General features: G+C 44.9%; 27 protein-coding genes and 1 pseudogene. 3 read left to right on the forward strand and 25 right to left on the reverse strand.

All coding sequences use genetic code 11. The features are described 5' to 3' along the window. Window positions 1-261 precede the first annotated feature (261 nt). On the forward strand, window positions 262-1506 hold the full coding sequence (locus FED51_RS20840) for an IS110 family RNA-guided transposase (RefSeq protein WP_053432116.1): 1245 nt from the start codon (window positions 262-264) through the stop codon (window positions 1504-1506). Between the two features lie 101 nt (window positions 1507-1607). Here FED51_RS20840 and FED51_RS20845 read toward each other — a convergent pair whose 3' ends face one another. The 7 genes and pseudogenes from FED51_RS20845 to FED51_RS20875 all read right to left on the reverse strand — a co-directional run bounded on the left by FED51_RS20845 (window position 1608) and on the right by FED51_RS20875 (window position 9096). Then, window positions 1608-3731, reverse strand: a complete 2124-nt coding sequence (locus FED51_RS20845) for a heavy metal translocating P-type ATPase (protein ID WP_053432368.1) — start codon at window positions 3729-3731, stop codon at window positions 1608-1610. Further along, window positions 3724-4113 carry an ArsR/SmtB family transcription factor gene (locus tag FED51_RS20850; RefSeq protein ID WP_053432367.1) on the reverse strand — a complete coding sequence of 130 codons (390 nt, stop codon included), beginning with the start codon at window positions 4111-4113 and terminating at the stop codon, window positions 3724-3726. The genes FED51_RS20845 and FED51_RS20850 overlap by 8 nt, the downstream gene beginning before the upstream one ends. Before the next feature lie 156 nt (window positions 4114-4269). After that, window positions 4270-5742 carry a potassium/proton antiporter gene (locus FED51_RS20855; RefSeq protein ID WP_053432366.1) on the reverse strand — a complete coding sequence of 491 codons (1473 nt, stop codon included), beginning with the start codon at window positions 5740-5742 and terminating at the stop codon, window positions 4270-4272. Window positions 5743-5760: 18 nt separating this feature from the next. Continuing rightward, a complete protein-coding gene (locus tag FED51_RS20860; protein WP_053432365.1) occupies window positions 5761-6309 on the reverse strand; it encodes a tyrosine-type recombinase/integrase in 549 nt (182 codons plus the stop codon). Between the two features lie 133 nt (window positions 6310-6442). Next, window positions 6443-6700 carry a hypothetical protein gene (locus FED51_RS20865; protein WP_053432364.1) on the reverse strand — a complete coding sequence of 86 codons (258 nt, stop codon included), beginning with the start codon at window positions 6698-6700 and terminating at the stop codon, window positions 6443-6445. Window positions 6701-6745: 45 nt separating this feature from the next. Beyond that, window positions 6746-6975: pseudogene (locus FED51_RS20870) on the reverse strand (SunI/YnzG family protein). Between the two features lie 777 nt (window positions 6976-7752). Next, window positions 7753-9096: an MATE family efflux transporter gene (locus tag FED51_RS20875; protein ID WP_083445665.1), complete on the reverse strand. Its 1344-nt coding sequence runs from the start codon at window positions 9094-9096 to the stop codon at window positions 7753-7755. An 80-nt stretch (window positions 9097-9176) separates the two neighbouring features. Here FED51_RS20875 and FED51_RS20880 point away from each other — a divergent pair, with 80 nt between their 5' ends. Then, on the forward strand, window positions 9177-9995 hold the full coding sequence (locus FED51_RS20880; protein ID WP_053432363.1) for a MerR family transcriptional regulator: 819 nt from the start codon (window positions 9177-9179) through the stop codon (window positions 9993-9995). A 376-nt stretch (window positions 9996-10371) separates the two neighbouring features. Here the strand turns inward: FED51_RS20880 and rpsR are convergent, their stop codons facing one another. The 6 genes from rpsR to FED51_RS20910 all read right to left on the reverse strand — a co-directional run bounded on the left by rpsR (window position 10372) and on the right by FED51_RS20910 (window position 14406). Beyond that, window positions 10372-10605, reverse strand: coding sequence for a 30S ribosomal protein S18 (gene rpsR, locus FED51_RS20885; RefSeq protein ID WP_010900172.1), 234 nt, complete (start codon window positions 10603-10605; stop codon window positions 10372-10374). 81 nt (window positions 10606-10686) lie between these two features. Then, window positions 10687-11193 carry a single-stranded DNA-binding protein gene (gene ssb, locus FED51_RS20890; protein ID WP_053432362.1) on the reverse strand — a complete coding sequence of 169 codons (507 nt, stop codon included), beginning with the start codon at window positions 11191-11193 and terminating at the stop codon, window positions 10687-10689. A gap of 25 nt (window positions 11194-11218) precedes the next feature. Continuing rightward, window positions 11219-11506, reverse strand: coding sequence for a 30S ribosomal protein S6 (rpsF, locus tag FED51_RS20895; protein ID WP_010900174.1), 288 nt, complete (start codon window positions 11504-11506; stop codon window positions 11219-11221). Between the two features lie 273 nt (window positions 11507-11779). Then, window positions 11780-12880: a redox-regulated ATPase YchF gene (ychF, locus tag FED51_RS20900; protein ID WP_010900175.1), complete on the reverse strand. Its 1101-nt coding sequence runs from the start codon at window positions 12878-12880 to the stop codon at window positions 11780-11782. 207 nt (window positions 12881-13087) lie between these two features. Then, window positions 13088-13285: a DUF951 domain-containing protein gene (locus tag FED51_RS20905; RefSeq protein ID WP_010900176.1), complete on the reverse strand. Its 198-nt coding sequence runs from the start codon at window positions 13283-13285 to the stop codon at window positions 13088-13090. A 95-nt stretch (window positions 13286-13380) separates the two neighbouring features. Beyond that, on the reverse strand, window positions 13381-14406 hold the full coding sequence (locus FED51_RS20910) for a YkvI family membrane protein (protein ID WP_010900177.1): 1026 nt from the start codon (window positions 14404-14406) through the stop codon (window positions 13381-13383). 99 nt (window positions 14407-14505) lie between these two features. Between FED51_RS20910 and yyaC the strand changes: the two genes are divergently transcribed. Beyond that, window positions 14506-15156 carry a spore protease YyaC gene (gene yyaC, locus FED51_RS20915; protein ID WP_053432361.1) on the forward strand — a complete coding sequence of 217 codons (651 nt, stop codon included), beginning with the start codon at window positions 14506-14508 and terminating at the stop codon, window positions 15154-15156. 44 nt (window positions 15157-15200) lie between these two features. Here yyaC and FED51_RS20920 read toward each other — a convergent pair whose 3' ends face one another. The 12 genes from FED51_RS20920 to rpmH all read right to left on the reverse strand — a co-directional run bounded on the left by FED51_RS20920 (window position 15201) and on the right by rpmH (window position 26822). Next, window positions 15201-15911 carry a DUF554 domain-containing protein gene (locus tag FED51_RS20920; protein WP_053432360.1) on the reverse strand — a complete coding sequence of 237 codons (711 nt, stop codon included), beginning with the start codon at window positions 15909-15911 and terminating at the stop codon, window positions 15201-15203. A gap of 26 nt (window positions 15912-15937) precedes the next feature. Continuing rightward, window positions 15938-17089 carry a cysteine desulfurase family protein gene (locus FED51_RS20925; protein WP_053432359.1) on the reverse strand — a complete coding sequence of 384 codons (1152 nt, stop codon included), beginning with the start codon at window positions 17087-17089 and terminating at the stop codon, window positions 15938-15940. Window positions 17090-17193: 104 nt separating this feature from the next. Further along, on the reverse strand, window positions 17194-18060 hold the full coding sequence (locus tag FED51_RS20930) for a ParB/RepB/Spo0J family partition protein (protein WP_053432358.1): 867 nt from the start codon (window positions 18058-18060) through the stop codon (window positions 17194-17196). Then, on the reverse strand, window positions 18053-18814 hold the full coding sequence (locus tag FED51_RS20935) for a ParA family protein (protein ID WP_010900182.1): 762 nt from the start codon (window positions 18812-18814) through the stop codon (window positions 18053-18055). Before FED51_RS20935 ends, FED51_RS20930 begins: the two co-directional genes overlap by 8 nt. A gap of 146 nt (window positions 18815-18960) precedes the next feature. Further along, window positions 18961-19812 (reverse strand): nucleoid occlusion protein, encoded by an 852-nt coding sequence (gene noc, locus FED51_RS20940; protein WP_010900183.1) that lies wholly within the window; start codon window positions 19810-19812, stop codon window positions 18961-18963. 701 nt (window positions 19813-20513) lie between these two features. Beyond that, complete coding sequence (rsmG, locus tag FED51_RS20945) at window positions 20514-21230, reverse strand: 16S rRNA (guanine(527)-N(7))-methyltransferase RsmG (RefSeq protein ID WP_010900184.1); 717 nt, start codon at window positions 21228-21230, stop codon at window positions 20514-20516. Window positions 21231-21241: 11 nt separating this feature from the next. After that, the gene (mnmG, locus tag FED51_RS20950) at window positions 21242-23140 is read right to left on the reverse strand and encodes a tRNA uridine-5-carboxymethylaminomethyl(34) synthesis enzyme MnmG (RefSeq protein WP_010900185.1); all 1899 of its coding nucleotides are present in this window, start codon (window positions 23138-23140) and stop codon (window positions 21242-21244) included. A gap of 57 nt (window positions 23141-23197) precedes the next feature. Further along, window positions 23198-24574, reverse strand: a complete 1377-nt coding sequence (gene mnmE / locus FED51_RS20955) for a tRNA uridine-5-carboxymethylaminomethyl(34) synthesis GTPase MnmE (RefSeq protein ID WP_010900186.1) — start codon at window positions 24572-24574, stop codon at window positions 23198-23200. A 244-nt stretch (window positions 24575-24818) separates the two neighbouring features. Continuing rightward, window positions 24819-25442: an RNA-binding cell elongation regulator Jag/EloR gene (gene jag, locus FED51_RS20960; RefSeq protein WP_053432357.1), complete on the reverse strand. Its 624-nt coding sequence runs from the start codon at window positions 25440-25442 to the stop codon at window positions 24819-24821. Next, window positions 25439-26212, reverse strand: coding sequence for a YidC family membrane integrase SpoIIIJ (gene spoIIIJ / locus FED51_RS20965; RefSeq protein WP_175414344.1), 774 nt, complete (start codon window positions 26210-26212; stop codon window positions 25439-25441). Before spoIIIJ ends, jag begins: the two co-directional genes overlap by 4 nt. 48 nt (window positions 26213-26260) lie before the next feature. Continuing rightward, a complete protein-coding gene (gene rnpA / locus FED51_RS20970) occupies window positions 26261-26620 on the reverse strand; it encodes a ribonuclease P protein component (protein WP_010900189.1) in 360 nt (119 codons plus the stop codon). Between the two features lie 64 nt (window positions 26621-26684). Continuing rightward, complete coding sequence (gene rpmH / locus FED51_RS20975) at window positions 26685-26822, reverse strand: 50S ribosomal protein L34 (RefSeq protein WP_010900190.1); 138 nt, start codon at window positions 26820-26822, stop codon at window positions 26685-26687. Between the last annotated feature and the right edge of the window lie 14 nt (window positions 26823-26836).

The raw sequence follows: 26836 nt of genomic DNA on the forward strand, positions 1-26836 counted from the left end.
GGCATGAAATAAACTTGTGCTGAGCGATTTTTTTATTATTCTAGACTTATAGGGATACCAGTACACTACAAATCACGTGGAGGTGAGTGGGCTGCTCCAGTTATGGAGTGACCGCATGATTATATGTGTAGATTACCTTTCCAAGCACAAATAAGTGTGACTTCGAGCACGCAGACTTATCTTTGTATAAACAACTCGTTTATAGCTAGGTAATCAGTCAATGCTGTCTATCCCTATATATCTTGGAAAGGAGTTCTCCCTATGGGTTTAAAAATTGTCTATCCCGTCTGTTGTGGAATTGACGTCCACAAAACCTTTGTTGTGGCCTGTATTGCTTCAACCAACAAAGGAGTGACTACTTACAAACGCCATCGCTTTTCTACCTATACCAAAGGGCTGAAAGAGCTGTCACAATGGCTTTGTGAAAACAACTGTAAAGATGTCTGTATGGAATCTACCGGGAAATACTGGATTCCCGTGTTCAATGTTCTTGAAGATTCCTGCAACATCACTCTGGCTCATCCCAAATACGTCAAAGCCATTCGGGGTAAAAAGACGGACAAAAAAGATGCCAAATGGATTGCTGATTTATTTAAACATGATCTTGTAGCTGGAAGCTTTATGCCTCCCCTAGCTATTCGGCAACTTCGTGACCTGATGCGTTATCGTTTTAAATTGACCAACTTTACGTCCAGTGAAAAGAATCGATTTCAAAACAGCCTAACGGTATCGAACATCCAGCTTGGTAATACCGTGTCGGATACCTTTGGAAAGAGTTCCATGAATATTATTGAAAAACTGCTGGAAGACCCAACAGATACAGATTTTGATATCGAACCCCTTATACACGGTTCGATGAAGGACAAGATTCCCGAGTTAGAACTTGCCATTGATGGTGTTATTTCACCTGAGCAAGCAGGGAAAATAGCTGTGATTAAACAACATTATGATGATCTTCAAGCTCGTAAAGCAGATCTTGAACAGCTGATCCTTTCTCTTGCCGAGCCCTACACAGAAGAAATTAACTTGATCTTAACTGTTCCGCCCTTTAAAAACATCTTCTCCGCCATTGCAGTGGTTTCGGAAATAGGTGTCAATATGGACGTGTTCCCGACAGCTAAGCATTTATGTTCCTGGGCAGGGCTAACACCAACGAATAACGAAAGTGCTGACAAGAAAAAATCCGTAAGGGTTTCGAGAGCAGGGGTTTATATCAAGCCCCTTTTGGTACAGTGTGCTACGGCTGTAGTCAAAAGCGATAAGCATCCCGAAGTCCGAAACCGCTATTTAAGACTTAAAAAACGTCGCGGACACAAACGTGCCATTATCGCTATAGCGCGAATGTTGTTAACAGCAATTTACCATATTTTGAAGAAAAAAGAATCTTATAACCCAGATCTGTATCAGAAAGCCGATGTTCTTCCAGTAAATCGCGAAATTACGATTGAACAAGCAATCTCGTTGGCAAAATCCCAAGGCTTTCGAATTATGGAAACAGTAACTTAAGTTTTGTTTGATATACCATAATTTGCTAAACAGTCATCTCTGGATGGCTTATTTGTCATACTCTTTTACTTTAGTTGTTACATCATTGGTTTATTTCAGACTTATTCGTCCTTCATTCGCAACAGTCGTAATCCGTTTAGTGTGACGAGCAGTGTCGCTCCCATGTCGGCTAAGATGGCGATCCATAATGTGAGCCAGCCCGGCGCAACTAGGAGCAAGGCGACGAGTTTTATTCCGAGAGAAAAAGCAATATTTTCTTTTATTATTAGCAATGCTTTTCGGCTAAGGCGGATTAAAAACGGTAGCTTCCGTAAGTCGTCTCCCATTAAAGCCACATCGGCTGTTTCAAGGGCTGTATCGGTGCCCGCTCCTCCCATCGCCACACCGACAGAAGAGGCGGCTAGCGCGGGTGCATCGTTCACTCCGTCCCCAATCATGGCCACACGGCCGTGCTCCTCCTTCAAGCCCTTCACAAAGCCGAGCTTATCTTCAGGTAAAAGCTCTGCCTCTACTTCCGCTACACCGACTTGCTTTCCAATGGCGCGTGCCGTCATGCGGTTATCTCCTGTGAGCATGACCGTCTTCGTAATGCCAAGCGCATGAAGACGCTCCACAGCCGTACGGCTCACCTCTCTCACTTCATCAGCGACAGCGAGTAAGGCGAGAACCTTTTGCTCCGCTCCGATAAGCATGACCGTTTTACCAGCTGCTTGCAAGCGAGCTACATCCGCTTCAATAGCTGGAGGCAACTCGCCAAACAAGGCAGGCTTTCCAACGTTAATAGCGATTCCATTCACTGTGCCGGCAATCCCTTTTCCTGTAATTGAAGAAAACTCGGAAACCTCCATGTCTGTATAAGAAAGCTGTTCGTCGTCTGCTTTTTTCATGACCGCCGCTGCAAGAGGGTGCTGCGAGCGGTATTCTAAAGCGGCAACAGCTGCTAACAGCTCACGTCCATCCGTGTCAGCATCGTATACTTGATAATCGGTGACAGCAGGTTTCCCTTTTGTTAATGTCCCGGTTTTATCGAAGGCAACGGCACGCAGTCTTGCCGCCTCTTCTAAGTAGATACCACCCTTCACGAGAATGCCGTGACGCGCTGCATTCCCAATGGCCGTCACAATCGACACAGGGGTAGAAATGACGAGAGCGCACGGGCAGCCGACGACGAGCACGGCTAGCCCTTGGTAAATCCACGTTTCCCAGCTCGCGGCAAAGAAAAGGGGCGGTACTGTCGCCACGAGAGCAGCAATCACCATAATCGCCGGTGTGTAATATTTTGCAAACGTATCGACAAACGCTTGTGATGGAGCGCGCTCTCCTTGCGCCTCCTCCACTAAGTGGATGATTTTCGCAAGCGTTGTATCCTCGACCCGTTTCGTAACCTCTACCTCTAAAAAGCCTTCTTCGTTTAACGTCCCTGCAAACACATCGTCTCCGACCATTTTTTCCACAGGTACGGATTCTCCTGTAATCGCCGCCTCGTTCATCGAGGAGCGACCAGAGCGAACAATGCCATCCATGGCAAGCTTTTGCCCTGGTTTAATGAGCATGATGTCCCCTACTTCGATCGCTTCCACCGGAATCACCAGCTCTTCCCCGTTACGGCGAACCAGCGCTTCTTTCGGCGCCATATCGACAAGGGAGCGGATGGATTGGCGCGCCCGATCCATAGAAAATCGCTCTAACGCTTCACTAATTGCGAAAAGGATCACAACGACAGCCCCCTCCAGCCATTCGCCAATTAGCGCCGCCCCAATAACAGCCACCGTCATTAACGTCTTCATGTTAAAGCGAAGCCGTATGAGGTTATAGAAACCTGCCTTAAATAATGAGTACCCGCCAATAACAATCGATGAGGCAAATAAAGAGACAGTCCACAGATGCCCTTCTCCATTCATAAAATACGAGACCACACCTACTAGCAACAAGAGGGCAGAAACGATCACGTGGCCGTATGCTTTCCAAAACGGCTCCTTCGTCTCTATCGCCTTTTCGTTTTCAGGACGAACCTTTAAATGTTCAAACGCCCCTGCACGTTCCAAGTCTTCCACTGTGGCATCACCGTAAACAGTAAGCTTTGAGGCCCCGAAGTTCACTTGGGCTTCGACGACCCCATGTAAATCCTTTACATTTTTCTCAAATGTATTGGCACAATTAGCGCAAGAAAACCCTTGAACGCGGTAGGTTGTTTTCTTCACTTCAACGGTCGCTTGGTCAGCCATTCCCTTTCCCTTCTTTCCCATGGACAACAGCCATGCTTAAAATGGTGCGAACGTGATCATCATCTAAAGAATAAAAGACAAGCTTGCCTTCCTTCCGCCGTTTCGCGATCCCGAGGTTACGTAAATGCCGCAAATGGTGCGATGCTGTTGCCGTTGTCGCGCCAATAATATGAGCGACATCACAAACGCAAAGCTCCTCTTGCTGCAAGAGAGCGTAGGCAATCTTCACACGTGTCTCATCAGCAAGCGCCTTAAACATGTCGGCAACCTTGGCGAAATTTTCTCCTTTCATCGCTTCTGACACGAGCTGTACCTTCTCTTTGTCGTATAAAAAAACATCACATGTATCGAGTTCATCCACTTGTTTTGGTTGTTTCGTCATCGCGTTCACCCCTTATTCAAATGATCGTTTGACTATTAGTATATGCAAAAGTTGCCAGAATGTCAATCATATAATCAAATAAACATTTGAATATTAAGTGAGAGATTGCTAAGATACCATCTTAATGGGAAAAACCGCATCGCCTAGGCAATGCGGTTAGCTTTCCTTCGCTTGGAACAATTCCTTTAGCTGCCTTTTCTTTTTCTTTGATACGAGGACATATAAAATATCATCCGCTTGGATCGTCGTTTTACCATATGGCGTAATGAGCTGTTCGTCGCGAATAATCGCATTGACGAGCACATCCTTCGGCAAGTTGATTTCCTCTAATGTTTTTCCGATTACGGGAGTATCCTGTTTCATCTCAAGCTCCACAATTTCCGCGTTCGCCTTCCCGATCGACACAAGCTCAAGGGAATGCAAAGGGGTCGTTTTTTGTGGCCCCGTTAGCTGCAGTTTATTGGCAAAATGGGCGATAGTAGAACCTTGGATAAGGGCTGAGGTGAGGACGACGAAAAACACGACATTGAAAAACAACGGACTGTTTTCGAGGCCTGCTGTCATCGGAAAGGTCGCTAATACAATTGGAACCGCACCACGCAAGCCAGCCCAAGACAGAAAGAGCTTTTCTTTCCAATCGAACCTCATCTTAATGGTTGTGAGGAACACGGCAACCGGCCGAGCCACAAGCATTAAAATGAGGGAAAGAAGGATACCTTTAATAAAGATGGATGCTTCAAACAGTTGATTCGGAAAAACAAGGAGTCCGAGAATGATGAACATGAGCATTTGCATCATCCACGCAAACCCTTCGTTAAAGCGGAAAATCGAATGTCGATACGTCAAGTCTTGGTTGCCGATCACAAGAGCCGCTACGTAAACCGCGAGCAGCCCACTCGCTCCAATCATCGCGGTCACACTGTACGTGAGCAAGGCAAACGCAAGAGCAAACACAGGATAAAGTCCACTGGAATCAAGGTTAATTTTATTAATCGAGTAAGACCCTAGCTTGCCAAGTCCGAATCCAAGAATGAGCCCTGCCCCCATTTGCCATAGGAAGGAGCCGAATAAGTGGAGCGGGTTCATGGAACCGATCGTAATCAATTCAATAAGGGAGAGGGTTAAAAAGACGGCCATTGGATCGTTCGTCCCTGACTCTGCCTCTAATGTGGCGGCGAGACGGTCTTTAATGTTTTGTTCCTTTAATACAGCAAAAACCGCTGCCGCATCGGTTGACCCAACAATCGCCCCGAATAAATACGCCTCAAGCCAGCTTACGCCAAGGACGTACTTCGCCGCAACCGCCACCAATGTGGAAGTGATCAAAACACCGAACGTGGCAAGGGAGAGCGATGGCACCGCTACCGATTGGACCGTTTTCCATTTCGTCTGTAACCCTCCTTCAAACAAAATGATGACAAGGGCGAAGATCCCGATGAGTTGGGCAAAATGTGCTTGACTAAAATCAAAATGAATGAGGCCTAGCCCGTCGCTGCCAACAAGCATACCGACGAGAATAAACAAGACGAGAGCGGGCACACCTAATCGAGTGGAGAACTTAGCTGTGATGACACCGACAATGAACAAGAGCCCTGCCAGAAGGATAATCGTATCTGTGTGAAAGTCCATAAGGTTCCTCCTCTCTCTTTATAAATTGACATTAATCCGCGGGATGGTTTGTTCATTTTTTGCAATGCCGATGTAGCGCAACGTTTGTGCTGGGGTTTGGTGGTTGAACCTCTGTTGCAGCAACGATAGGGCGACTCCTTGGCGATAGGCATGGTATCCGAACGTCTTTCTCAACGTGTGGGTGCCGATCTGATCTGTTAAGCCAACCTGGAGCGCGGCTTGTTTAATGATGCGGTATGCGTGCTGTCGCGTCATCGGCTGATCCGGGTTGGTGGAGGCAAACAAACAATGTTGTTCCTGAAATTCGATAAAATGGGCATAAAACTGGAGCGCTTTTTTCACTTGGTCATTCAAATATACAATTTCTCCAGATTCTAGCTGTAAATAATCTTTCGGCTTCTGTCCGTCATATACGTCCTTTATTTTTAACGCCAGTAACTGAGATATTCGCAGACCTGTGTTGATACCAATTGTAAAGAGGAGATAATCCCGTGGTGACTTCTTTTTGAGCGACCGTTTTATCGCCTGAATCTGATCCACATCGCGAAACGGTTCTACATATTCCATCGCCATCCCCCCTTTTAAGCTTGTTACATATTATTATACTATCATTATATTAAGTCACATTCAAAAGATGTGCTCTTCTGCATAAAAGTAAAAGCCTCCCAGACCATATCTGGGAAGCCATTTTTCAAAAATGCTATAAATCAATCCAATAACCTCCGATGTTTACCGAAGTGATCGTCTTTTTCGTACCATCATCTCCTATCATATCCATCAATCCAATGGAAAAAAGACCGTACCAAGCTACACTTGTGTCAACATCATAGCGCTCGACTTTCGTTCGGTAAGCACCGTCCGGACCGACAGACGATGTCACTTCAACGCATTCCAAGTCGTGGACACATGCATAGCGCTCTTGCTCATTCATATGGGCAAGAATTGAAGCTTCCGTCATTGGAATGCGTGCAATGTATAGGAAAAGGATCAGCCAACTACTAAATCAACTGTGAATTTCTTTTAAGATTTTTGCTTTATTTGTCGTAAACAAAAGGTAGTCTTGTTTTTTCGTTTTAATCATGATTCGATCGGTTGTACCATAAGGCGTGCCGATTCTAACAGCAGCTGGATTTTCTCCACCATAAGTCTCGTCTTCATTCACTTCGTGGTGGTGCTCAACTGCCACTGAATGACTAGATTCGTTTCATCCTTTTTTACGTTTATTCCTAGCATGTTACCAATCCTCTCTCATTAGGTGTAAGGAATATCGTGCTTGCTTGCACTTACAAACACTGATGTTTATGGATATAATAACCATACCATAGAGGACTCTTTTCTAGCAACCGGATTTACAATCCTTGGTAGAGCGAGTGCCTTAGGATATAATTGATTAAGGAATGTATTTCGACCATTGATGTTGCTTTTCTTGAATTTACTGTGAAAAACGAACGTGGATTTAAATGAACAATTCAATCTTAGAATGGGGGGATAAAAAGCTCTAAATACGTCACCGCCTAATTACCAAGAAGAGTAAGTGGTCAACTAGACGGAGTTCTTTCCCAGATGACGAGTAAGTCTCGTCCTAATTAAAAGTAGGATGTGAATTTATGAGAAATAATATGATATTGCTTATTTCCGGTTCGATACTTCTACAAATCACTTTGTTGGTTAATATAATAATAAGAGAGCTTGCTAATGGACTTTCATCTATAAATCCTGTTCCGTGGTACGCCTATATTGTGCCTGCCCTTTTAATAATGATAAGTCTCATTAGAATTCTTAAGGTTACAGATATATAGACGAATGATGAACGTAGGTATAATCATGATGCGAAGCTGCCTCAAAAATCTACCGATTGAGGCAGCTTCTTTACTGAACCTTTTAGACCCATTGACAAGTTTAACCCTCAACAAGATCAAAACTCTTTGACACGGGCTTTTATCGTTTAACAGCATTTTTTATTTTTTTTGTACAGCTTTTCAACTCCATAGATGTCTAATCGCTACGTTATTAAGCATAATGGTAAACGTTTCGATAATGAGTTAAAAAGATGATACAGACGAGCACAGATAGAATCTCTGCTAATGGAATCGCGAGCCAAATTCCCGTTACTCCTAAAATGGCTGGTAAGATCCATAACGATGCTAAGACAAAGACCAACGTCCGCAAAAATGATATAGCAGCTGAGATTTTTCCGTTTGAGAAGGCGGTAAATACCATGGATGAAAAAATGTTGAACCCCATAAACAGAAAGCTAATGCTAAAAATATTCAATCCTTCAATTGCTATTTTATAAACCGCACTTCCTTCAGGAGCCATAAACTGTATAAAATAAGCACCGAACATCATAGAAATTCCGTACATCGTAACCGACCCTATCACAATAATAAGCAAGCTGTAGTTGAAAACACGCTTCAGTTGAGAACTGTTTTTACTCCCGTAATTATAGCTAATAATCGGAGCCACCCCTGCCGAGTACCCCATGGATATCGAACTTAAAATAAACATGACATACAGCATAATCGTAATAGCTGCTACGCCGTCAACTCCTAAGTGTTTGATCATGAGAAGATTAAAAGCGAACGTTACGACAGAGGAAGCAAGATTCGATACCATTTCCGATGAACCATTTATACAGCTGTTGAGAAGAACCTTCCCATCTACTTTTGGTTTAACAAAATGAAGCCCGCTTTCTTTATTGTAGATAAAATACACGAACCCATAAGCCGCTGGAATAAATATCCCAATAGCTGTTGCAATTCCTGCACCTGCGATCCCCATCTGTAAGAGAACAATAAAGATGTAATCGAGAACAATATTAGCCACTCCTCCTGCAACCGTGATCGTTAGACCTAAATTCGGTTTTCCAGCCGTCACAAAGAAATTTTGAAATAGCATTTGCAGAATCATGAACGGACTCGTGCAAAGAATGATCTTCGCGTAAGTGGACGTAAAGTCAAACAGTTCCTCTGTGGCCCCTGCCCCAAGCAATAGGAGAATCGGTTCCATCAACAGCAATCCAAACACCGTGATCACGAGGCCTAGTACAGCACCGCAAATGACAATAAACGTAAAGTTTACTTTTGCTTCCTCTTCGTTGTTTTCCCCAATTTTTTTTGCAATGATGGCATTCGCACCTGTACCTAGCATTAAAGCAAGGGCGATGATTAATCCATAGATCGGAAAGAATATATTAACGGCCGACAACGCCGTTGCACCGACATAACGGGCAATGAACATACCGTCCACCATTGTATAGATCGACATAAATAACATCAGTGCCATTGTAGGCGCTGCGTATGCTAACAAGGTCAAAAGGTTAAACTTCTTCCCAAGTTGTTTTGACATTTCCATCGCGTGTTTCATCCCCTCGTTTAAGTTAACAATGGTATACTAAGGTGTGGTGTAACACGATAGTCAAGAGGAGAATCTGAATGAACATGAATCCACAAATCCATTTAACAACAGGTCAGTTCGCCAAATTAATGGGCGTTAGCAAGGATACGCTGTTTCATTATGATAAAATTGGCATCTTTTCCCCTGAGATTACAGCCGATAATGGGTATCGATACTATTCTGTTTACCAATCGGATGTTTTGTATGTCATTACCACGCTGAAAGAGTTAGACATGCCCTTAAAGGAAATAAAGACATACCTGGAAAAACGTTCACCAGAAGAATTGGTTCGTCTACTTGAGAAGGAAGCAGACCTACTCACAAAGAAAATCAATCGTCTTCAAAAAATGAAGCAATTGGTTTTAGAGAAATCACGGATTACACAAGAAGCGATGGCGATCGATCCGTCAGCCATCGTTTTTGAGGAAAAAGAGGAGGAGCGTTTGTTCGTAACAAAGGCCAAACCTTTAACAGACGAAAAAAACATTTATGATTCGATTTATCATCACTATCACTGCTTACAAGACAATCACATTGGTGTGACCCACTCGGCAGGATGGATGATCGACACGAACAAGGTATATGCGGAAGATTACTTAAGCTATGATTACCTTTATACAAGGATAAACACATCAGACTATGCTAATTTTACAATTGAGAAAGGGACGTACTTGGTTGCTTACCATTCAGCAGGCTACTCTAGCATCGAACAATCCTATGATCGACTCATCACCTTTGCCAAAGAGCATGACCTCATCTTAAAAGGATTTTTTTATGAGGACATCTTGCTTGATGAGCTGTCCGTGAAAGGCTTTGAGAAGTACTTGATTAAGCTTTTTGTCAGAATAGATACATAGTCGTTCTTAAAAACGTTTCAAGAGGTTCACTATATCAACAAAGGACCACTTTTTCTTCAGTGGAAAGGAATTCACTGGAAAGTAGAGGAGTGATCCTATAACATAAGATTAAAATATCAATTCAAAGTAGAGTCATACGATTAACTTCCTCAAAAGAAGTAGAGTCGCTAACATCACCTGAGGACCTTGAAGATTATTTGACTTTTAAAGTGAAACCTTTATCGTTTAAAGCATTATCGAATAATCAAAGAATTATATAAGAACAATGAATAAAGGAACCTCCGTGTATTTTTTCCCTTTACTGTGCGAAAACATTTATTGTAGAACCCTAAAAAAGCACATCGGAGTCCTTACTCCAATGTGCTTTCCTTTATCATTAGTTGTTGTCAGTAACATATGGTAACAACGCAATTTGACGTGCGCGCTTAATCGCTGTTGTCAATTGACGTTGGTATTTAGCCGATGTGCCTGTTACGCGGCGAGGAAGGATTTTTCCACGCTCAGAGACGAACTTTTTAAGAAGATCAACATCTTTGTAGTCGATTTTCTCGATTTTGTTCACTGTGAAGTAACACACTTTCCGGCGCTTTGGACGACCACGACGTGCCATGAGATCCACTCCTTTCGTTTTTTGTCAGGCGCGGTTGCCTGCGGCATCTATTCGTTCTTCATTTTCCTTCATGGAGAGGGGTTAGAATGGCAAATCATCATCGGAAATATCGATTGGCTTGCCATCATTTGCAAACGGGTCTTCTGCGAAACCACCGGATTGACGTCCGGAGCCACCAGATTGTTGCCCGAAATCATTACCGCCCATTGGGTTGTTAGGGGAGCCGCCACCAAAGTTGTCAACGTTTGATCCCCCTTGGCTTTGTGAGCCGCGCGGTTCAAGGAATTGAACGCTTTCTGCCATGACCTCTGTCACAAAGACTCTGCGGCCTTCATTGTTGTCATAACTGCGCGTTTGAATCCGACCATCAACACCAGCTAGACTTCCCTTTTTCAAATAGTTCGCCACGTTCTCCGCTTGCTTCCGCCAAACGACACAGTTAATGAAATCTGCTTCGCGCTCTCCTTGTTGGTTCGAGAACGGGCGGTTTACAGCAAGTGTAAAGTTTGCTACAGCAACACCGTTTGGCGTGTAGCGCAACTCTGGATCACGTGTCAACCGACCGACTAGGACGACACGATTTAACATGAAGGACCCCTCCCACAATCATTCTTTATTCTTCATCTTTTGTAATCAATACGCGGATAACGTTATCGTTGATCTTGATCAAACGATTGAATTCCGCAATCGCATCAGCATCTGCTTTAACGTTGAGCAATACATAGTATCCTTCACGGAACTTGTTGATCTCATACGCAAGGCGACGCTTCCCCATTTCTTCAACCTTTTCGATTTCTGCACCTTGGTTCGTCAAAACGCCGTTAAAGCGCTCGATGATTTCCTTGTTTGCAGCCTCTTCAAGGTTTGGGGCAATGATGTACATGATTTCGTACTTACGCATTCTTGTCCACCTCCTTTTGGTCTAAACGGCTCCAGTTTAGGAGCAAGGAGCAACCTCTACCAATTGGTATAGTGATTTACTCGCATTATTAGATTATAACAGAACGACTAGTTGAACACAAGAATATTTCCTACAGCTACGCGTTTCGAAGTGTCTCTCTGTTTCGCCTGTAAACAAATTATACCATTTATTCTCCTCTGTGTACAGAACATATATTCGCTTTTTTTTAAAAAATAAAATCCTCGCGTTCAAGCAAGGATTTTACTCTTTTCGTTATACATTAAAGCGGAAGTGGATCACATCGCCATCCTGAACCACATACTCTTTCCCTTCAAGGCGGACCTTTCCGCGCTCTTTTGCTACCGCCATCGAGCCTGCCTCCACAAGGTCGTTATAGGATACCGTTTCAGCACGAATAAAGCCTTTTTCAAAGTCACTATGAATGATACCAGCGGCTTGTGGCGCTTTTGTTCCTTTGCGGAATGTCCATGCACGCACCTCTTGCTCACCGGCTGTGAAGTATGTTTGTAGGCCAAGAAGCGAGTAGGCGGCGCGGATTAATTGATCTAAGCCAGACTCTTGAATCCCTAGTTCTTCTAGGAACATCGCCTTTTCTTCCCCGTCGAGCTCGGCAATCTCTTCTTCAATTTTCGCTGATACGACAATCACTTCACTGTTTTCTTCAGCGGCAAAGGCTTTTACTTTTTGCACAAACGGATTGTCGTCAGGGCTTAAAACGTCATCCTCACTGACATTGGCGACGTACAAAACTGGCTTGCTCGTTAGCAAGTGCAAACCTTTGACGATTTTTTGTTGTTCTTCGGTGAACTCAATGCTGCGTGCAGGCTTTTCGTTTTCAAATGCATCTTTTAGCTTTTCGAGCACTTCCAGCTCTGCAACCGCCTCTTTATCCTTCGTCTTCGCTAGTTTTTGTACGCGGGAAAAGCGTTTGTCTACCGATTCAAGATCCGCTAAGATCAACTCTAAATTAATAACAGAAATATCGCGAATCGGGTCGACGCTTCCTGATACGTGGGTAATGTTCTCATCATCGAAGCAACGCACAACATGAGAAATGGCGTCCACTTGGCGAATGTGAGAAAGGAATTGGTTTCCTAATCCTTCTCCTTTGCTCGCCCCTTCGACAATTCCAGCAATGTCAGTAAATTCAAAGGCTGTCGGGACCGTTTTCTTCGGATTGACGAGCTCGGTCAGCTTTTGCAAACGAGGATCGGGCACTTCCACAATTCCTACGTTCGGGTCAATCGTACAAAATGGATAGTTGGCTGACTCAGCACCAGCCTGTGTAATTGCATTAAACAATGTGGATTTTCCTACGTTCGGTAATCCAACGATACCTGTTGTTAAGGCCATGGAACGGCTCACTTCCTTTATTTAAAAAATTGCTTGATCTCCATATTGACATCCATTCCAATTATAGAGACAACCCTTGAGAAAAACAACTACTTCTACAAGAGATACAATGGGAAACACTTCACTTGAATGTACATCCGGCCAGTATTGATTTCCAACAGTTTTTAAGTGCAAAAAAGGCAATGTCGACTAGTTGTCGAGATTGCCCTAAGATTCTGAAGCGCGCTCCAATACTCGCTTTAGCTTTTTTGTAAATTCCTTTCGAGGGAGGAGGACGCTATGTCCACAGCCGAGACATTTCATTCGGATATCCATTCCCATCCGAATAATCTTCCAGCGATTTTCACCACAAGGGTGCGGCTTTTTCATTTCCACGACATCGTGAAGATCGAATTCCTTTTCCAACTTACGGCCTCCTTTTCTCACGTTTCAACTCTCATAGATGAATAGTATTATACATGATTCGAAAAAGAAAAGGAAAAGAGATTTCCCTTCGTTCCTTATGACCGCTGCACGAGCCTATGGTGAAAAATCGGATAGAGAAGAATCGCTGCAAACACATAAAGATTTAAGATACCGTACAGCGGATACAATACGGCGATAAGCGTAGAAAATCCAAACGTGGTTAATGGCACCATAAAGCCTAGCAAGGTTAACGCAAGGAGCCAGCTTGGCCAATTTAAAACCGCTCCCATTCTTGAAGACAATCCGAAAATCCCAGCTGCCGCCGTCGTGTAAATGGCAAGCCATAATAAGCCCGACATGACGAGAACCATGTAGTATGGGTAATGCTTCATAATGGCAAACAGAGGAATCTCATAGACGACGAGATCACCTGCTACTTGAATGAGAGATTCATTGTATAAAAACGAAATCGCCCCAAGAATGAGGCCACTGCCGATACTCGCCACCCAAATTTCCCCCTGGTGACGAATGCGGTGGCCGACCGCCCCCAACACAGCCACAAGAGGCAAAATATTTAAAGCTGTAAACGTTAGAGCACTTGGCCAATTGCCTTGCTGGGTAAAATCAATCGTAATCGGGAAGCCAAGAAGGGACTGAAAGACGAAAAGGACACCTAACAAACAAAAGATCAAAATTGGAATAATGATCGCGTTCATCGTCGTCATTCCTTCACTTCCGCGTAAAAATAACAAGACCACCATCATCATTAAAATGAACACTCCACCCCAATACGGGATATGAATGACTTCTAAAGTCGCTCCCCCACCAGCGAGCATGACAACAGTCGTTGTAAACAAGTAGAGAAAAATCATACCATCATAAAGCTTTGCCACCTTTTTTCCCATTAAAGCATGCAAAATCGGTATGTAATGGGTGGATTGTTGGTTATAGCTAATCGTCATAATCACAGCACAGCATACCGAGAATAATACAGCAAACAATCCAATAGCCAGTCCACTTTCAGGGCCAAAAAATTGCCAAAGCTCCCGGCCAGAAGCATATCCTGCGCCAATCATAGTTCCGATAATGAGAAACATCCATTTACACCCGTTCACCCACATAGCTCGCTCGCTCCTTACTGTGCTCGTAATAAAAGTTCAACGTATAGAAAGGAAAATATATCCGTATACTGTTACTACTATGGCAAAGGAGCTTGCATTATGAATGGAAACCGATTCTTCTCAAAAAAGCCACCTCCGTTCCGCGTTCATATGGACGACCCACAAGCAAGTGATCAGCTGGTGGAGCAGTTACTCACTCATGTTTCTTCCTATCGGCACCGCGAGCTCGTCATTGTCTGCATCGGCACCGATCGTTCGACTGGAGATGCTCTCGGACCGATTGTCGGGACAGCATTAACGAAAGAAAGCTTAAACTGCTTTCATGTGTACGGTACGTTAGCCGATCCTGTTCATGCTGTTAATCTAGAAGAAAAACTAAAATTGATTGAAAAAAAGCACCGACGGCCATTTATTATCGCCATCGATGCTTGTCTTGGGAAACTAAGTAGTGTCGGGAAAGTTTCTCTTGCAGCTGGGCCCGTGCAGCCAGGAGCAGCCGTCAATAAAAAGCTCCCAGCAGTAGGAGATGTCCACTTGACAGGGATTGTGAATATCGGTGGTATGATGGAATATTTCGTCCTGCAAAACACAAGACTGCATACTGTCATGCAGTTGGCTGACACGATTTCATCTTCCTTGGTAAAACTAGATCAACAGTTCATCAAGCTAACCGAAAAACAGCGAAAGTCTCAGACAATTCTTCAATCCCTCGGGCTCTCATTTCAAGCTGGCAAAACGGAGAGTCAATAGTGAAACGTAAACGCCTTCCGTATGTGGGAGGTGTTTTCTTTATCCTAAAACGGGAAACCTTTATAGACGAACGTAACAAGGACGGCGACGATGACAAGACTCGGCAATAAATTAGCCACCCTAATGTTGACGACGTTTAACAAATTCAAGCCAATGGCCACGATCATCACTCCACCTGTAGCGCTCATCTCCGTTATAAAGGAGTCCATCAAGGCGGTAGGAACGTATTGATCGATTTGACTCGCAAACAAGGCAATGCTTCCTTGGTACAACACGACAGGGATCGCTGAAAAGAGAACACCGATCCCTAATGTTGAAGTAAAGAGAATCGCTAAAAATCCATCAAGCAAAGCTTTCGTCAATAAAACGGAATGGTCGCCGCGCAAGCCACTATCTAATGCTCCGAGCACAGCCATAGCCCCAACAACATAAATAAGGGTTGTCGTGACAAAGGCCGTTGCGATGGAGCCATCCTTTTTACCACCAACCTTCCTCTCAATCCAGCGCCCAAGGTGGTCTAGCCTTTTTTCAAGATTAAGTATTTCTCCAATGACCCCACCGATAACCAAGCTACAGATGACGATCAGAAATTGTTCCGTCTGAAGGCCCATTTTTACGCCGAGGAGAACGATGGCTAAACCGATCGCCTGCATCACTGTTGTCTTTACTCGCTCGGGAATGTTTTTCACAAGCAACCCAATAAGTGCAGCAATCACAATTGCTGCACCGTTAACCACCGTTCCGATAAGTACCATTTTTGTTTCTCCCCATTTCTTTCTCTTTATGATGTAAAGGCTTGTTGAATATCCATGACTGCTTGTAGTAATTGATCTACTTCCCTTTCTGTATTAAAAGGACCTACACTTGCCCGAATTAAACCAGTGTCAGTCGTCTGTAACGTCTCGTGAGTCATCGGGGCACAGTGGAGACCTGCACGAACTGCAATTTGATAGTGCTCGTCCAAAATAAGGGCAACCTCATGGCTATCGACACCGCTCAATCGAAAGGAAACAACCCCTAATCGTTTGCGAGGTAACGGAGGACCATACACATCCACCTTTTGAGCACCAAGTCCTTTAAGCAGTCGCTCCGTTAGCGCCCATTCATGAGCAAAGATCTGCGCAACTCCGTTATCAAGAACATACTCAATCCCTGCTTTTAACCCCGCAATTCCTGGGGTGTTTAACGTTCCACTTTCATAGCGATCAGGCCATTGGCTTGGCTGATCAATCAACTCCGAGTAGCTTCCAGTTCCACCATAGGAGAGCGGTGTGAGCCCATAATCGTCTGCTACGATGAGCACCCCTGTCCCCTGGGGACCAAGTAAGCCTTTATGACCAGCGCAAGCAAGCATACCAATGCGATCCCGCTTCATATCAATGTCGATGACACCTGCTGTTTGTGAGGCATCAACGATCAATACAATGCCATGAGCTTCGGCCATTTCCCCGATCTTCTCCAATTCAAGATACGCACCCGTGACGTTGGAGCCGTGAGAAAGAACGATCGCCTTTGTTTGATCGGTACAGGCTTGGGCAATCTTTTCCGGGGAAATAATCCCTTCTTCGTCTGGCTGAACGTACGTAATTGCTAAGCCCTTTCGCTCACGGAGCTGTTCCAGGGGGCGACGAACAGAGTTATGCTCTAACGCTGTTGACACAACGTGATCACCCTCCTTAAATGGAAAGCCAAATAACGCTTGATTCAGGGCGCCGGTCGCATTTTGATAAAACCAAACATGTTTTTTACTTGGGGCATTAAACAATGTTTTAAGCAATTCCCGTGTTTCATCGATCGTTACCCGAGCTTGGGTTGCTAACCTATGACCGCCACGGCCAGGGTTCGCTCCATATTCGTTGACAGCAGCGACCATCGCTTCCGCCACTTCCTTCGGCTTAGGAAACGACGATGCAGCTTGATCCAAATAAATCATGTGTCGATCCTCCAGACTAGAACTACACTTAGCATTGATGCTACGCTCGATCGTTTTTCTTCAACTCTCTATAAGTGGAAAAAGAGACGTTGACCAATCAACGCCTACTTCCCTTCTGTTTGCTGTTCTGGGGAGAGCATCTCCAAAATTCGTTCTAAATCGTCATCTGAGAAAAATTCGATTTCAATTTTCCCCTTTTTCTTACCTTTTTTGATCGCAACCGACGTGCCGAAATGGCTGCGTAAGAAGTCTTGGCGCTCTTTTAAAAAAGGGGAAAGCTTCGGCTTTGTCTTTTTCGTTCCACGTGAAACGCGCTCATTCATTTGTTGGACGAGTGCTTCTACTTGCCGAACGCTTAACTTCTCCTCCAATATTTTGTTCAGCACACTGGAGATCTCATTTTTGTTTGCTAATCCGAGGAGCGCCCTTCCGTGTCCCATCGATAGCTTTCCTTCTGAAATAAACTCCTGTACGACTTTCGGTAGCTGGAGTAAACGCAAATGATTGGCGATATGAGGGCGACTTTTCCCGAGACGCACAGCCAGCTGCTCTTGTGTCATTTGTAAATGAGTCATGAGCTTTTCATAGGCGTTCGCTTCCTCAATGGGATTCAAGTCCTCTCGCTGCAAGTTTTCGATCAGCGCCATTTCCATCATTTTTTGATCATCCAATTCACGGATGACGACAGGGACCTTCACAAGCCCTGCACGCTCTGCTGCACGAAAGCGACGTTCGCCGACGACGATTTCATAACCTTTCACACTGCTTTTTCGCACAACAATCGGTTGCAAGATGCCGTGCTCCTTAATCGAATCAGCTAGCTCCTGAAGGGCTTCCTCCGAGAACGTCTTCCTCGGCTGATAAGGATTCGGGCGAAGCTCTAGAAGCTTGACTTCCTCCACTTGTTCTGTCGTTTCATCAACCGCCTCAGGGAAAAATGCATTCAACCCTTTCCCTAAACCTTTACCCATTAGCCACTACCTCCTTCGCAAGGTCGAGATACACTTCTGCCCCACGGGACTTTGCGTCATAGCGGATGATTGGTTCGCCATGGCTCGGTGCTTCGCCTAAACGGACATTTCGAGGAATGATCGTATCAAATACCTTTTCTCGAAAATATTTTTTCACTTCATCGATGACTTGAATCCCAAGGTTTGTTCTGGCGTCGAGCATTGTCAACAAAACGCCCTCAATAGCAAGATCTGTATTGAGGTGCTTTTGCACGAGTCTCACCGTGTTTAATAACTGACTTAATCCTTCAAGGGCATAATACTCACACTGGACTGGGATTAAAACGGAATCTGAAGCGGTAAGGGCATTGATCGTTAATAGCCCAAGAGAAGGGGGACAATCAATAAAAATAAAGTCGTACTTTCGCCCCACTTGATCTAAGGCTCGCTTTAATCGAACTTCACGAGAGATGGTTGAGACAAGCTCAATTTCTGCACCTGATAGCTGAATCGTGGAAGGAAGGACATCTAAATTCTCCATATTTGTCGTTCGAATGACGTCTTGCGTATCTACATCTTCCACGAGCACATCGTAGATGCATTCATCGATGTCTCCTTTTTCAATTCCGACGCCGCTCGTTGCATTGCCTTGTGGATCTATATCTACTAATAATACCCGTTGACCAAGGTGGGCTAGACAAGCACTTAAATTGACAGCTGTTGTCGTTTTGCCTACCCCTCCTTTTTGGTTTGCGATTGAAATAACTTTTGCCACACTGCCACCAACTTTCCTTCCCTAAACATTAAAACAATTTCGCTCTTTATTTTATCACAACTCGCCATCGTAAAGAGGGGGAAACTATTCCTATCTATTGTCGTTCTATGTATATGAAAAAGTAACCTATCGCAGGCACCGATAGATTACTTCTTTTTCGGAATCCGAATCGTAAATTGGTAGAAATCCTCATGCTCTTCTTCAGCCGTATCCACCTTTAATCCACTTTTCATGACCATATCGACCGACTGCCTGATCGTGTTCATCGCAATTCGCATATCCTTGGAGTATGCTTTGCGTGTCGGCTTTTTCTTAGGCTTTGAAGCCGGTGCGTCTTCCAGCAGCTCCTTTACCCGTTCCTCTGTCTGTTTCACGTTTAAATGCTGCTCGACGATTTCCTCTAACAACTTCGTTTCGAGCGCGTCATCCTTTAACGAGAGAAGGGCGCGCGCATGACGCTCTGAAATTTTTCGTTCCATAATCGCCTGTTGAACCGGTTCGGAGAGATGGAGAAGTCTCAGTTTGTTTGCAATGGTGGACTGCCCTTTACCAAGTCGCTGTGCTAAGCTTTCCTGCGTTAAACCGTGCAGTTCAATCAGCTTTTGGTAAGCAACCGCTTCCTCAACTGCCGTTAATCCTTCCCGCTGCAAGTTCTCAATTAAAGCGACTGAAGCCGTTTGCGAATCGTTAAACTCTTTAATGATGGCTGGGATCGTTTCCCAACCGAGCAACGTTACCGCACGAAAACGACGCTCACCGGCAATAATTTCGTACTTGCCCTCACGCTGACGAACGACAATGGGCTGAATGATCCCATGAGTTCGAATCGTCTGCGCTAACTCTTCAATCCGCTCGTCATCAAAAATCGTTCGCGGTTGAAAGCGATTCGGGACGATTTCCTTGATCGGCAGCTGGTGTACTTCCTCCTGCTTTCCTGTCTCCATTTCTTGATCCTGTTTATCACCGAAGCCAAAGAGGCGTGAAAACGGTTGTTTCATCGCCCTACACCACCTTCTAAACTCCATCTGCGTCTCTTAATGTTGTTCGACATAGATGGAAAAAATCCTTCTTTTTTACCTATGTCCTTTATATCTTTCAAACCAATCCCAGTCAAGAGAAACCTTCTTCTTTTTGCTAGCAACTTTCTTGCTCTACCTGAGTTTTCACTCCGCAACGTTTACGATCAATATGTTATCCACAGCTTCCATCCACAAGTTATCTCCTCAATCACCCGTAGAACTTCTGTCCACATGTGGATGATGATCTGAGACAGCTTTTCAAGTTATTCACAACTTTTCGTACTCTTTAAAGGCCTGATCAAGAAGAGCTTGGGACATCACAGTAAACAAGAGTGGTACTCTTAGTTTTCAGGTGTTTTTATTAGGAGGTTGATTGTTTCAAAAACCACTCGCTTGCCGCGGGCAAGGCTTCAGCTAAGGGGGAAGGGGGACGTAGGACAGTCTTTGATTATCTGAAGGCTCATTTGCGTTTCACTCGACTGTCTGTAAGAGGGCAACGAGACTGTCAGAGAATGAGGGTTTGCCTGCCTTTGTGGCCGTGAACTGACGAAAGGGCACGGTCATAAACGCCCATCAAACAACAGACGAGCCCATGAATCAACAGAAAAAAGGTTCGGATCATCGAAATAAAAATGTCCGAACCTTTTTATTATGTGTTTAGCTAGTTTGGTCCAAGCCCTTTAAGATAATGGTTGTTTATTCGGTGTTCCTGGTTTACGAGGGTATTTTTTCGGTGTGCTGCGCTCTTTCCTTATGATTATGACATGACGTTCACTCTCCTCGATCGGGAGGGTGAACTGTTCATTTTGTATCACGGATCCTCCTAATTTCTTTAGGGCCCCTTGTGCAGCCGTAAGCTCTTCATTAGCCCCGGCGCCTTTCATCGCAACAAAGGTTCCTTCTACCTTCGCAAGCGGAAGACAAAGCTCACTCAACACAGGCAAGCGAGCAACTGCACGGGCGAGGACGAGATCATACTGTTCGCGATGTTCTTTTTTCTGAGCAAAGGTTTCCGCCCGATCATGGTAAAACGCCGTTCCCTTCAGCCCTAACGTCTCACTTAAATGCTCGAGAAATCCGATTCGTTTTTTTAATGAATCGACGATCGTTACCCGAAGCTCAGGGAACACAATTTTAAGTGGAATGCTCGGAAATCCTGCCCCAGCCCCCACATCAACGACAGTAGCCACTTTCGTAAAATCAACGTAAAATGCTGCGGTTAACGAGTCGTAAAAATGCTTTAAATACACACCCTCTTTATCGGTAATCGCCGTCAAATTCATTTTTTCGTTCCATTCGACGAGGGTATGGTAATAGTGCTCAAATTGGTCAAGCTGGGCTTGAGAAAGGGAGAATCCTCGCTCCTCCAGCCGTTGTCGAAACTCTGTTATCTCCATGTCAGCCCCCGTTATACTGTTTTTTTCCCGAGCTTGGCGAGACGACCTTGCTCTAAGTATACGAGTAAAATTGAAATGTCCGATGGATTGACCCCTGACACACGTGATGCTTGCCCGACAGAGAGAGGGCGAACTTCGCTTAGCTTTTGTTTCGCTTCCGTCGCTAGGCCATTAATCGCATCGTAATCCAAGTCTTCTGGAATCTTTTTATCGTTCATTTTCTTTGCCCGCTCTACTTGCTGGAGCATTTTCGAAATGTACCCTTCGTACTTAATTTGAATCTCCACTTGCTCGGCTACATCGGCGCTCAATTCTTGTTCAGGTGCTGGAATCACCTTTGCTACATGCTCATACGTCACTTCCGGTCGCTTGAGGAACACATTGGCTTGCACCGCTTCCTTCAATGGCGCTGAGCCCACTTCTTCAAGGAGAGCATTGACTTCTTTTGACGGCTTCACTGTAATCGATTCTAGGCGTTTCTTTTCCGCAGCAATTTGTGCTTTTTTCTCGCAGAATCGTTCATAGCGCTCCCTTGCAATTAATCCGATCTCATAGCCTTTTTCCGTTAACCGTAAATCGGCATTGTCATGACGGAGCAAGAGGCGATATTCAGCCCTTGATGTGAGCAAGCGGTACGGCTCATTCGTCCCTTTTGTGACGAGATCATCAATCAATACGCCAATGTAAGCTTCTGAACGGTCTAAAATGAGCCCGTCTTTGCCTTGGACGCGCAGTGCTGCATTAATACCAGCCATAATCCCTTGACCGGCTGCTTCCTCATAGCCTGACGTTCCATTGATTTGACCTGCAGTAAACAAGCCTGGAACTTTCTTTGTTTCTAATGTTGGCCAGAGCTGAGTTGGCACGATCGCATCGTATTCAATCGCATACCCTGGCCGCATCATACGCGCTTTTTCCAAGCCTGGGATCGACTTAAGTACGTCTAGCTGTACGTCCTCCGGCAAGCTCGTTGACAAGCCTTGGACATACACTTCTGACGTATGACGTCCTTCCGGCTCTAGGAAAATTTGATGGCGTGGCTTATCATTAAAGCGAACGATTTTATCCTCAATCGACGGGCAATACCGTGGCCCTGTCCCTTCAATCATCCCAGAGTACATCGGTGAACGTCCTAAGTTATCGTTAATGATTTGATGGGTTTTATCGCCTGTATACGTTAACCAGCATGGAAGTTGATCGGTAATGTATTTCGTCGTCTCGTATGAAAATGCCCGCGGCACCTCATCCCCTGGCTGGATTTCCGTTTTGTCATAGTCGATTGTTTCACCGTTTACGCGAGGCGGGGTTCCTGTTTTAAAGCGAACCATCTCAAATCCTAACTCTTGTAAGTGGTAGGACAAATTGATGGAAGGCTGCATGTTGTTCGGCCCACTCTCATAGGCGAGGTCACCGATAATGATTTTCCCGCGCAAATAGGTCCCTGTCGTCACAACGACTGCCTTGGCTCGGTATTCAGCCCCTGTGTTCGTAATGACACCACGGCATTCCCCATCCTCAATGATGAGGCGCTCCACCATACCTTGACGAAGGAGTAAATTCTCCTCCTCTTCAATTGTTTTTTTCATCTCATGTTGATATAAAAATTTATCCGCTTGGGCGCGCAATGCTCGCACAGCTGGACCTTTCCCTGTGTTTAACATCCGCATTTGGATGTGGGTTTTGTCAATGTTGCGCGCCATCTCTCCACCGAGGGCGTCTATTTCCCGAACGACGATCCCTTTCGCCGGTCCCCCAACAGACGGATTACACGGCATGAACGCGACGGCATCGAGGTTAAGGGTAAGCATCAGCGTATTCGCTCCCATCCGTGCAGCAGCGAGGCCTGCTTCGACCCCTGCATGCCCTGCACCGACGACAATGACGTCAAATTCGCCACCTTGATAAGACATGGACTGTACCTCCTTTTCCTTTTAAACACTTCATTCAAAGCTCTCTAAGAGCACTATTTACTTTCCGAGACAAAATTGTGAGAACAACTGGTCGATTAAGCTTTCATGGACGCTGTCTCCGATAATTTCTCCTAGCAGCTCCCATGCACGCGTAATATCGATTTGGACCATGTCGATTGGCACGTCCATCTCAATCGCCTCTAGCGCATCTTCTACTGCTCGCTTCGCTTGCTCTAGCAATGCAATGTGTCGCGAATTGGAAACATACGTGACATCACCGCTCTCGATGCCGCTCTCAAAAAAGAGGGACGCGATCGCTGCTTCTAATTCGTCAATTCCTTGATCTTGGACGATCGAGGTCGTAATGACAGGGCGCCCTGCCGCAAGCTCGCGGACCCTCGTTAAATCAATTTTTTGCTCCACGTCGGTTTTGTTCACGATGACGATCGCTTCCATTCCAGATATAGCCTCAAATAGAGCTTCATCTTCTTTCGACAACTCTTCGCCGAAATTAAGGACGAGTAAAATTAGTTCCGCTTCCTTCAATACTTCACGTGAACGCTCCACACCGATTCGCTCAACGATGTCTTCCGTTTCTCGAATCCCGGCTGTATCCACAAGTCTTAACGGGACGCCGCGCACATTCACGTACTCTTCAATGACATCACGAGTCGTCCCTGGTATATCGGTGACGATCGCCTTATTTTCGTGAACTAGGCTATTCAGCAGGGAGGATTTCCCTACATTCGGCCGACCGATAATGACTGTTGACAGCCCTTCACGTAATATCTTCCCCTGCTGCGCCGTCATCAACAGCTTGTCAATTTCCTTTCTTACAAACTGAGCCCGGTCTTTTAACATATCTAGCGTCATCGTTTCCGCATCATATTCAGGATAGTCGATGTTTACCTCTACGTGCGCAACGGTTTCTAGTAACGCTTGGCGCAGCGATGAAATTTTCGTTGATAGTCGTCCCTCGACTTGCTTTAAGGCGACATTCATGGCTCGATCGGTTTTCGCACGAATTAAATCGATAACTCCTTCAGCTTGTGACAAGTCAATCCGCCCATTTAAAAACGCTCGTTTCGTAAATTCGCCTGGCTCGGCAAGTCGTGCCCCGTGGTTTAACACGAGCTGCAGGACACGGTTTACCGATACGAGACCACCGTGACAATTGATTTCGATAACATCTTCCCGTGTAAACGTCCTTGGTGCCCTAAGGACAGAGACCATCACTTCATCAATGATTTCGTCCGTTTTTGGATCGACGATATGCCCATAAACAATCGTATGGGACGGAACTTCCTGAAGCGGTTTTTTCCCTCGGTAAACCCGATCAGCTAATTGTACAGCCTCATCACCGCTCAGCCGGACAATTCCAATCGCTCCTTCACCAAGAGCCGTTGAAATGGCAGCGATTGTATCAAATTCCATTTCGGCTCACCTCTCTTTCTTTACAGTGTTTACCGATCTATTCGAAAGCATAACGTTATAAGCAAATCATGCTTGATGAAATCATTTTTCCCTAACTAAATAAGATAACACAAATTGGTGGCCTAGTCATCCATTCAGCCTTAGAAAACGTAGATTACCACCAAGTTTTCGTCATGTAAAAAAACAAGCGGCCTTCTGAAAGTAGAAAGCTGCTTGTTTTCCGTTCCATATGAACGTAAGTGTACTACCTTTTTGGTGCAATCACAACGTGACGACCGATGCCTTGTCCTTCTGAATACGTCTCGACATCCCCTAGCTCCTGCAGAGCCGTATGAATGATTTTTCGCTCGTGGGCACTCATCGGCTCTAACGATACAGGGCGTTTCGTTCGTAACGCTTTACTTGCAAGACGTTCCGCTAATTGAACGAGCGCTTCCTTCCGGCGAGCCCGATAATTTTCAGCGTCCAACTGAATCCGAATGAATTCGCCTTCTTCTTTATTGGCGACAAGATTGACTAAATATTGCAAGGAATCTAACGTCTGTCCGCGCTTTCCAATTAACGTCCCTAAATCTTGCTCACCCGAGATGTTAAAGAGGACGGTAGCCGGGTCTTTCTCTATCGTTACCTCGACTTCCATATCCATTTCTTGCAGAAGTTCTTCTAAAAAGGCTTTTGCTCGGTCCACGGGATCAGGTTTGACAACGACTTCGATGACTGCTGGCTTCGATCCTAATATCCCAAACAACCCACTTTTCGGCTCTTCCACGACTGTATACGTGATGCGTTCCCTCGTTGTTCCAAGTTCGATGATCGCCTGTTCAACAGCTTCTTCCACCGTTTTACCTGATACTCTCCGTTTCGTCACTTTTTCTTTCCTCCCACCTTTACATCAGCAGCTGCTTTTTTAGCGCCGACGTTTGGTCCTGTAATGAAATACGTTTGCAAGATCATAAACAAGTTACCAATGACCCAATACAATGCGAGGGATGACGGTAAAAACATCGCAAAGACTAAAATCATGACAGGCATAACATATAAAAGCACCTTCATTTGCGGGTTATCTGTAACCATCATCATTTTTTGCTGCAAGAATGTTGTGATTCCGGCAATAATCGGTAATAAAATCGGATCCGGCTGGTTCAATACAAACCATAAAAAGTGTTCATCTCCAATTTCCCGCGTCCGCATAATCGCATGATAAAAAGCGAGTAAGATCGGCATTTGGATCAATACAGGAAAACAACCAGCTAACGGATTTACTCCATGCTTCTGGAACAAGGCCATCGTTTCCTGCTGCAATTTTTGCTGGGTTCGCTGATCCTTCGCACTATATTTTTCACGAAGCGCCTGCATTTCAGGTTGAAGTGCTTGCATCGCTCGTGTACTTTTTAACTGCTTAATCATCAGCGGAAGGATGAGCAATCTGATTAAAAGCGTGACAACGATGATCGCAAGGCCAAAGCTGCCATTAAAAGCATTGGCAAAATAAATCATTAACCACGAAAGAGGATAAACAAAATATGAGTCCCAAATCCCTTCACTCTGTGCATTAATGGGCTCGTTCACGTTAAAACACCCTGTCATTAGAAGCAGGATGGAAACTAGCATCGCTGCCATTCCAAACTTTCTATACACGACGGTTCCTCCTTGTTTCTCTTCCAATTCCTTGTTTGTCAAATCTATTTATTTATGGGCACGTACCTTAGGCTGAATGATTTTTGCTTTTTTGCATACGTGCCATAAGCTCCCTTTGACTTGCTCATAGGTCATGTCAGCTGCCGGCTTTCGCGCAATAATGACATAGTCACGCTCCCCGGAAATCGCCTGTTCATGCTCCTGAAAAAACGTGCGGATGAGACGTTTTACACGGTTACGCGTTACGGCATTGCCGATTTTTTTACTGACCGAAAGACCGACACGAAAAAAGTCTTGTCCTTCTTTCGGCAACACATAGATGACAAATTGGCGATTAGCAACGGAAAATCCTTCATTGAAGACGCGGGAAAATTCATCGCTTCTTTTAATCCGATGTTCTTTTTTCAATCCGTTCCACCGTCCTCTTTACCATCTTTTCCCCTGAAGAAAAAGACCACTGACATCAGTGGCCTTATGCAGATAGCACTTTTCTTCCTTTTTTCCGACGACGAGCTAATACTTTACGGCCATTTTTAGTGCTCATACGCGCACGAAAACCGTGTACTTTTTTACGTTTGCGGTTATTTGGTTGGAATGTTGGTTTTCCCATTTATAACACCTCCC

Origin of the sequence: Halalkalibacterium halodurans (assembly GCF_005671335.1) — a bacterium.
In the GTDB taxonomy this organism is placed as follows: domain Bacteria; phylum Bacillota; class Bacilli; order Bacillales; family Bacillaceae_D; genus Halalkalibacterium; species Halalkalibacterium halodurans.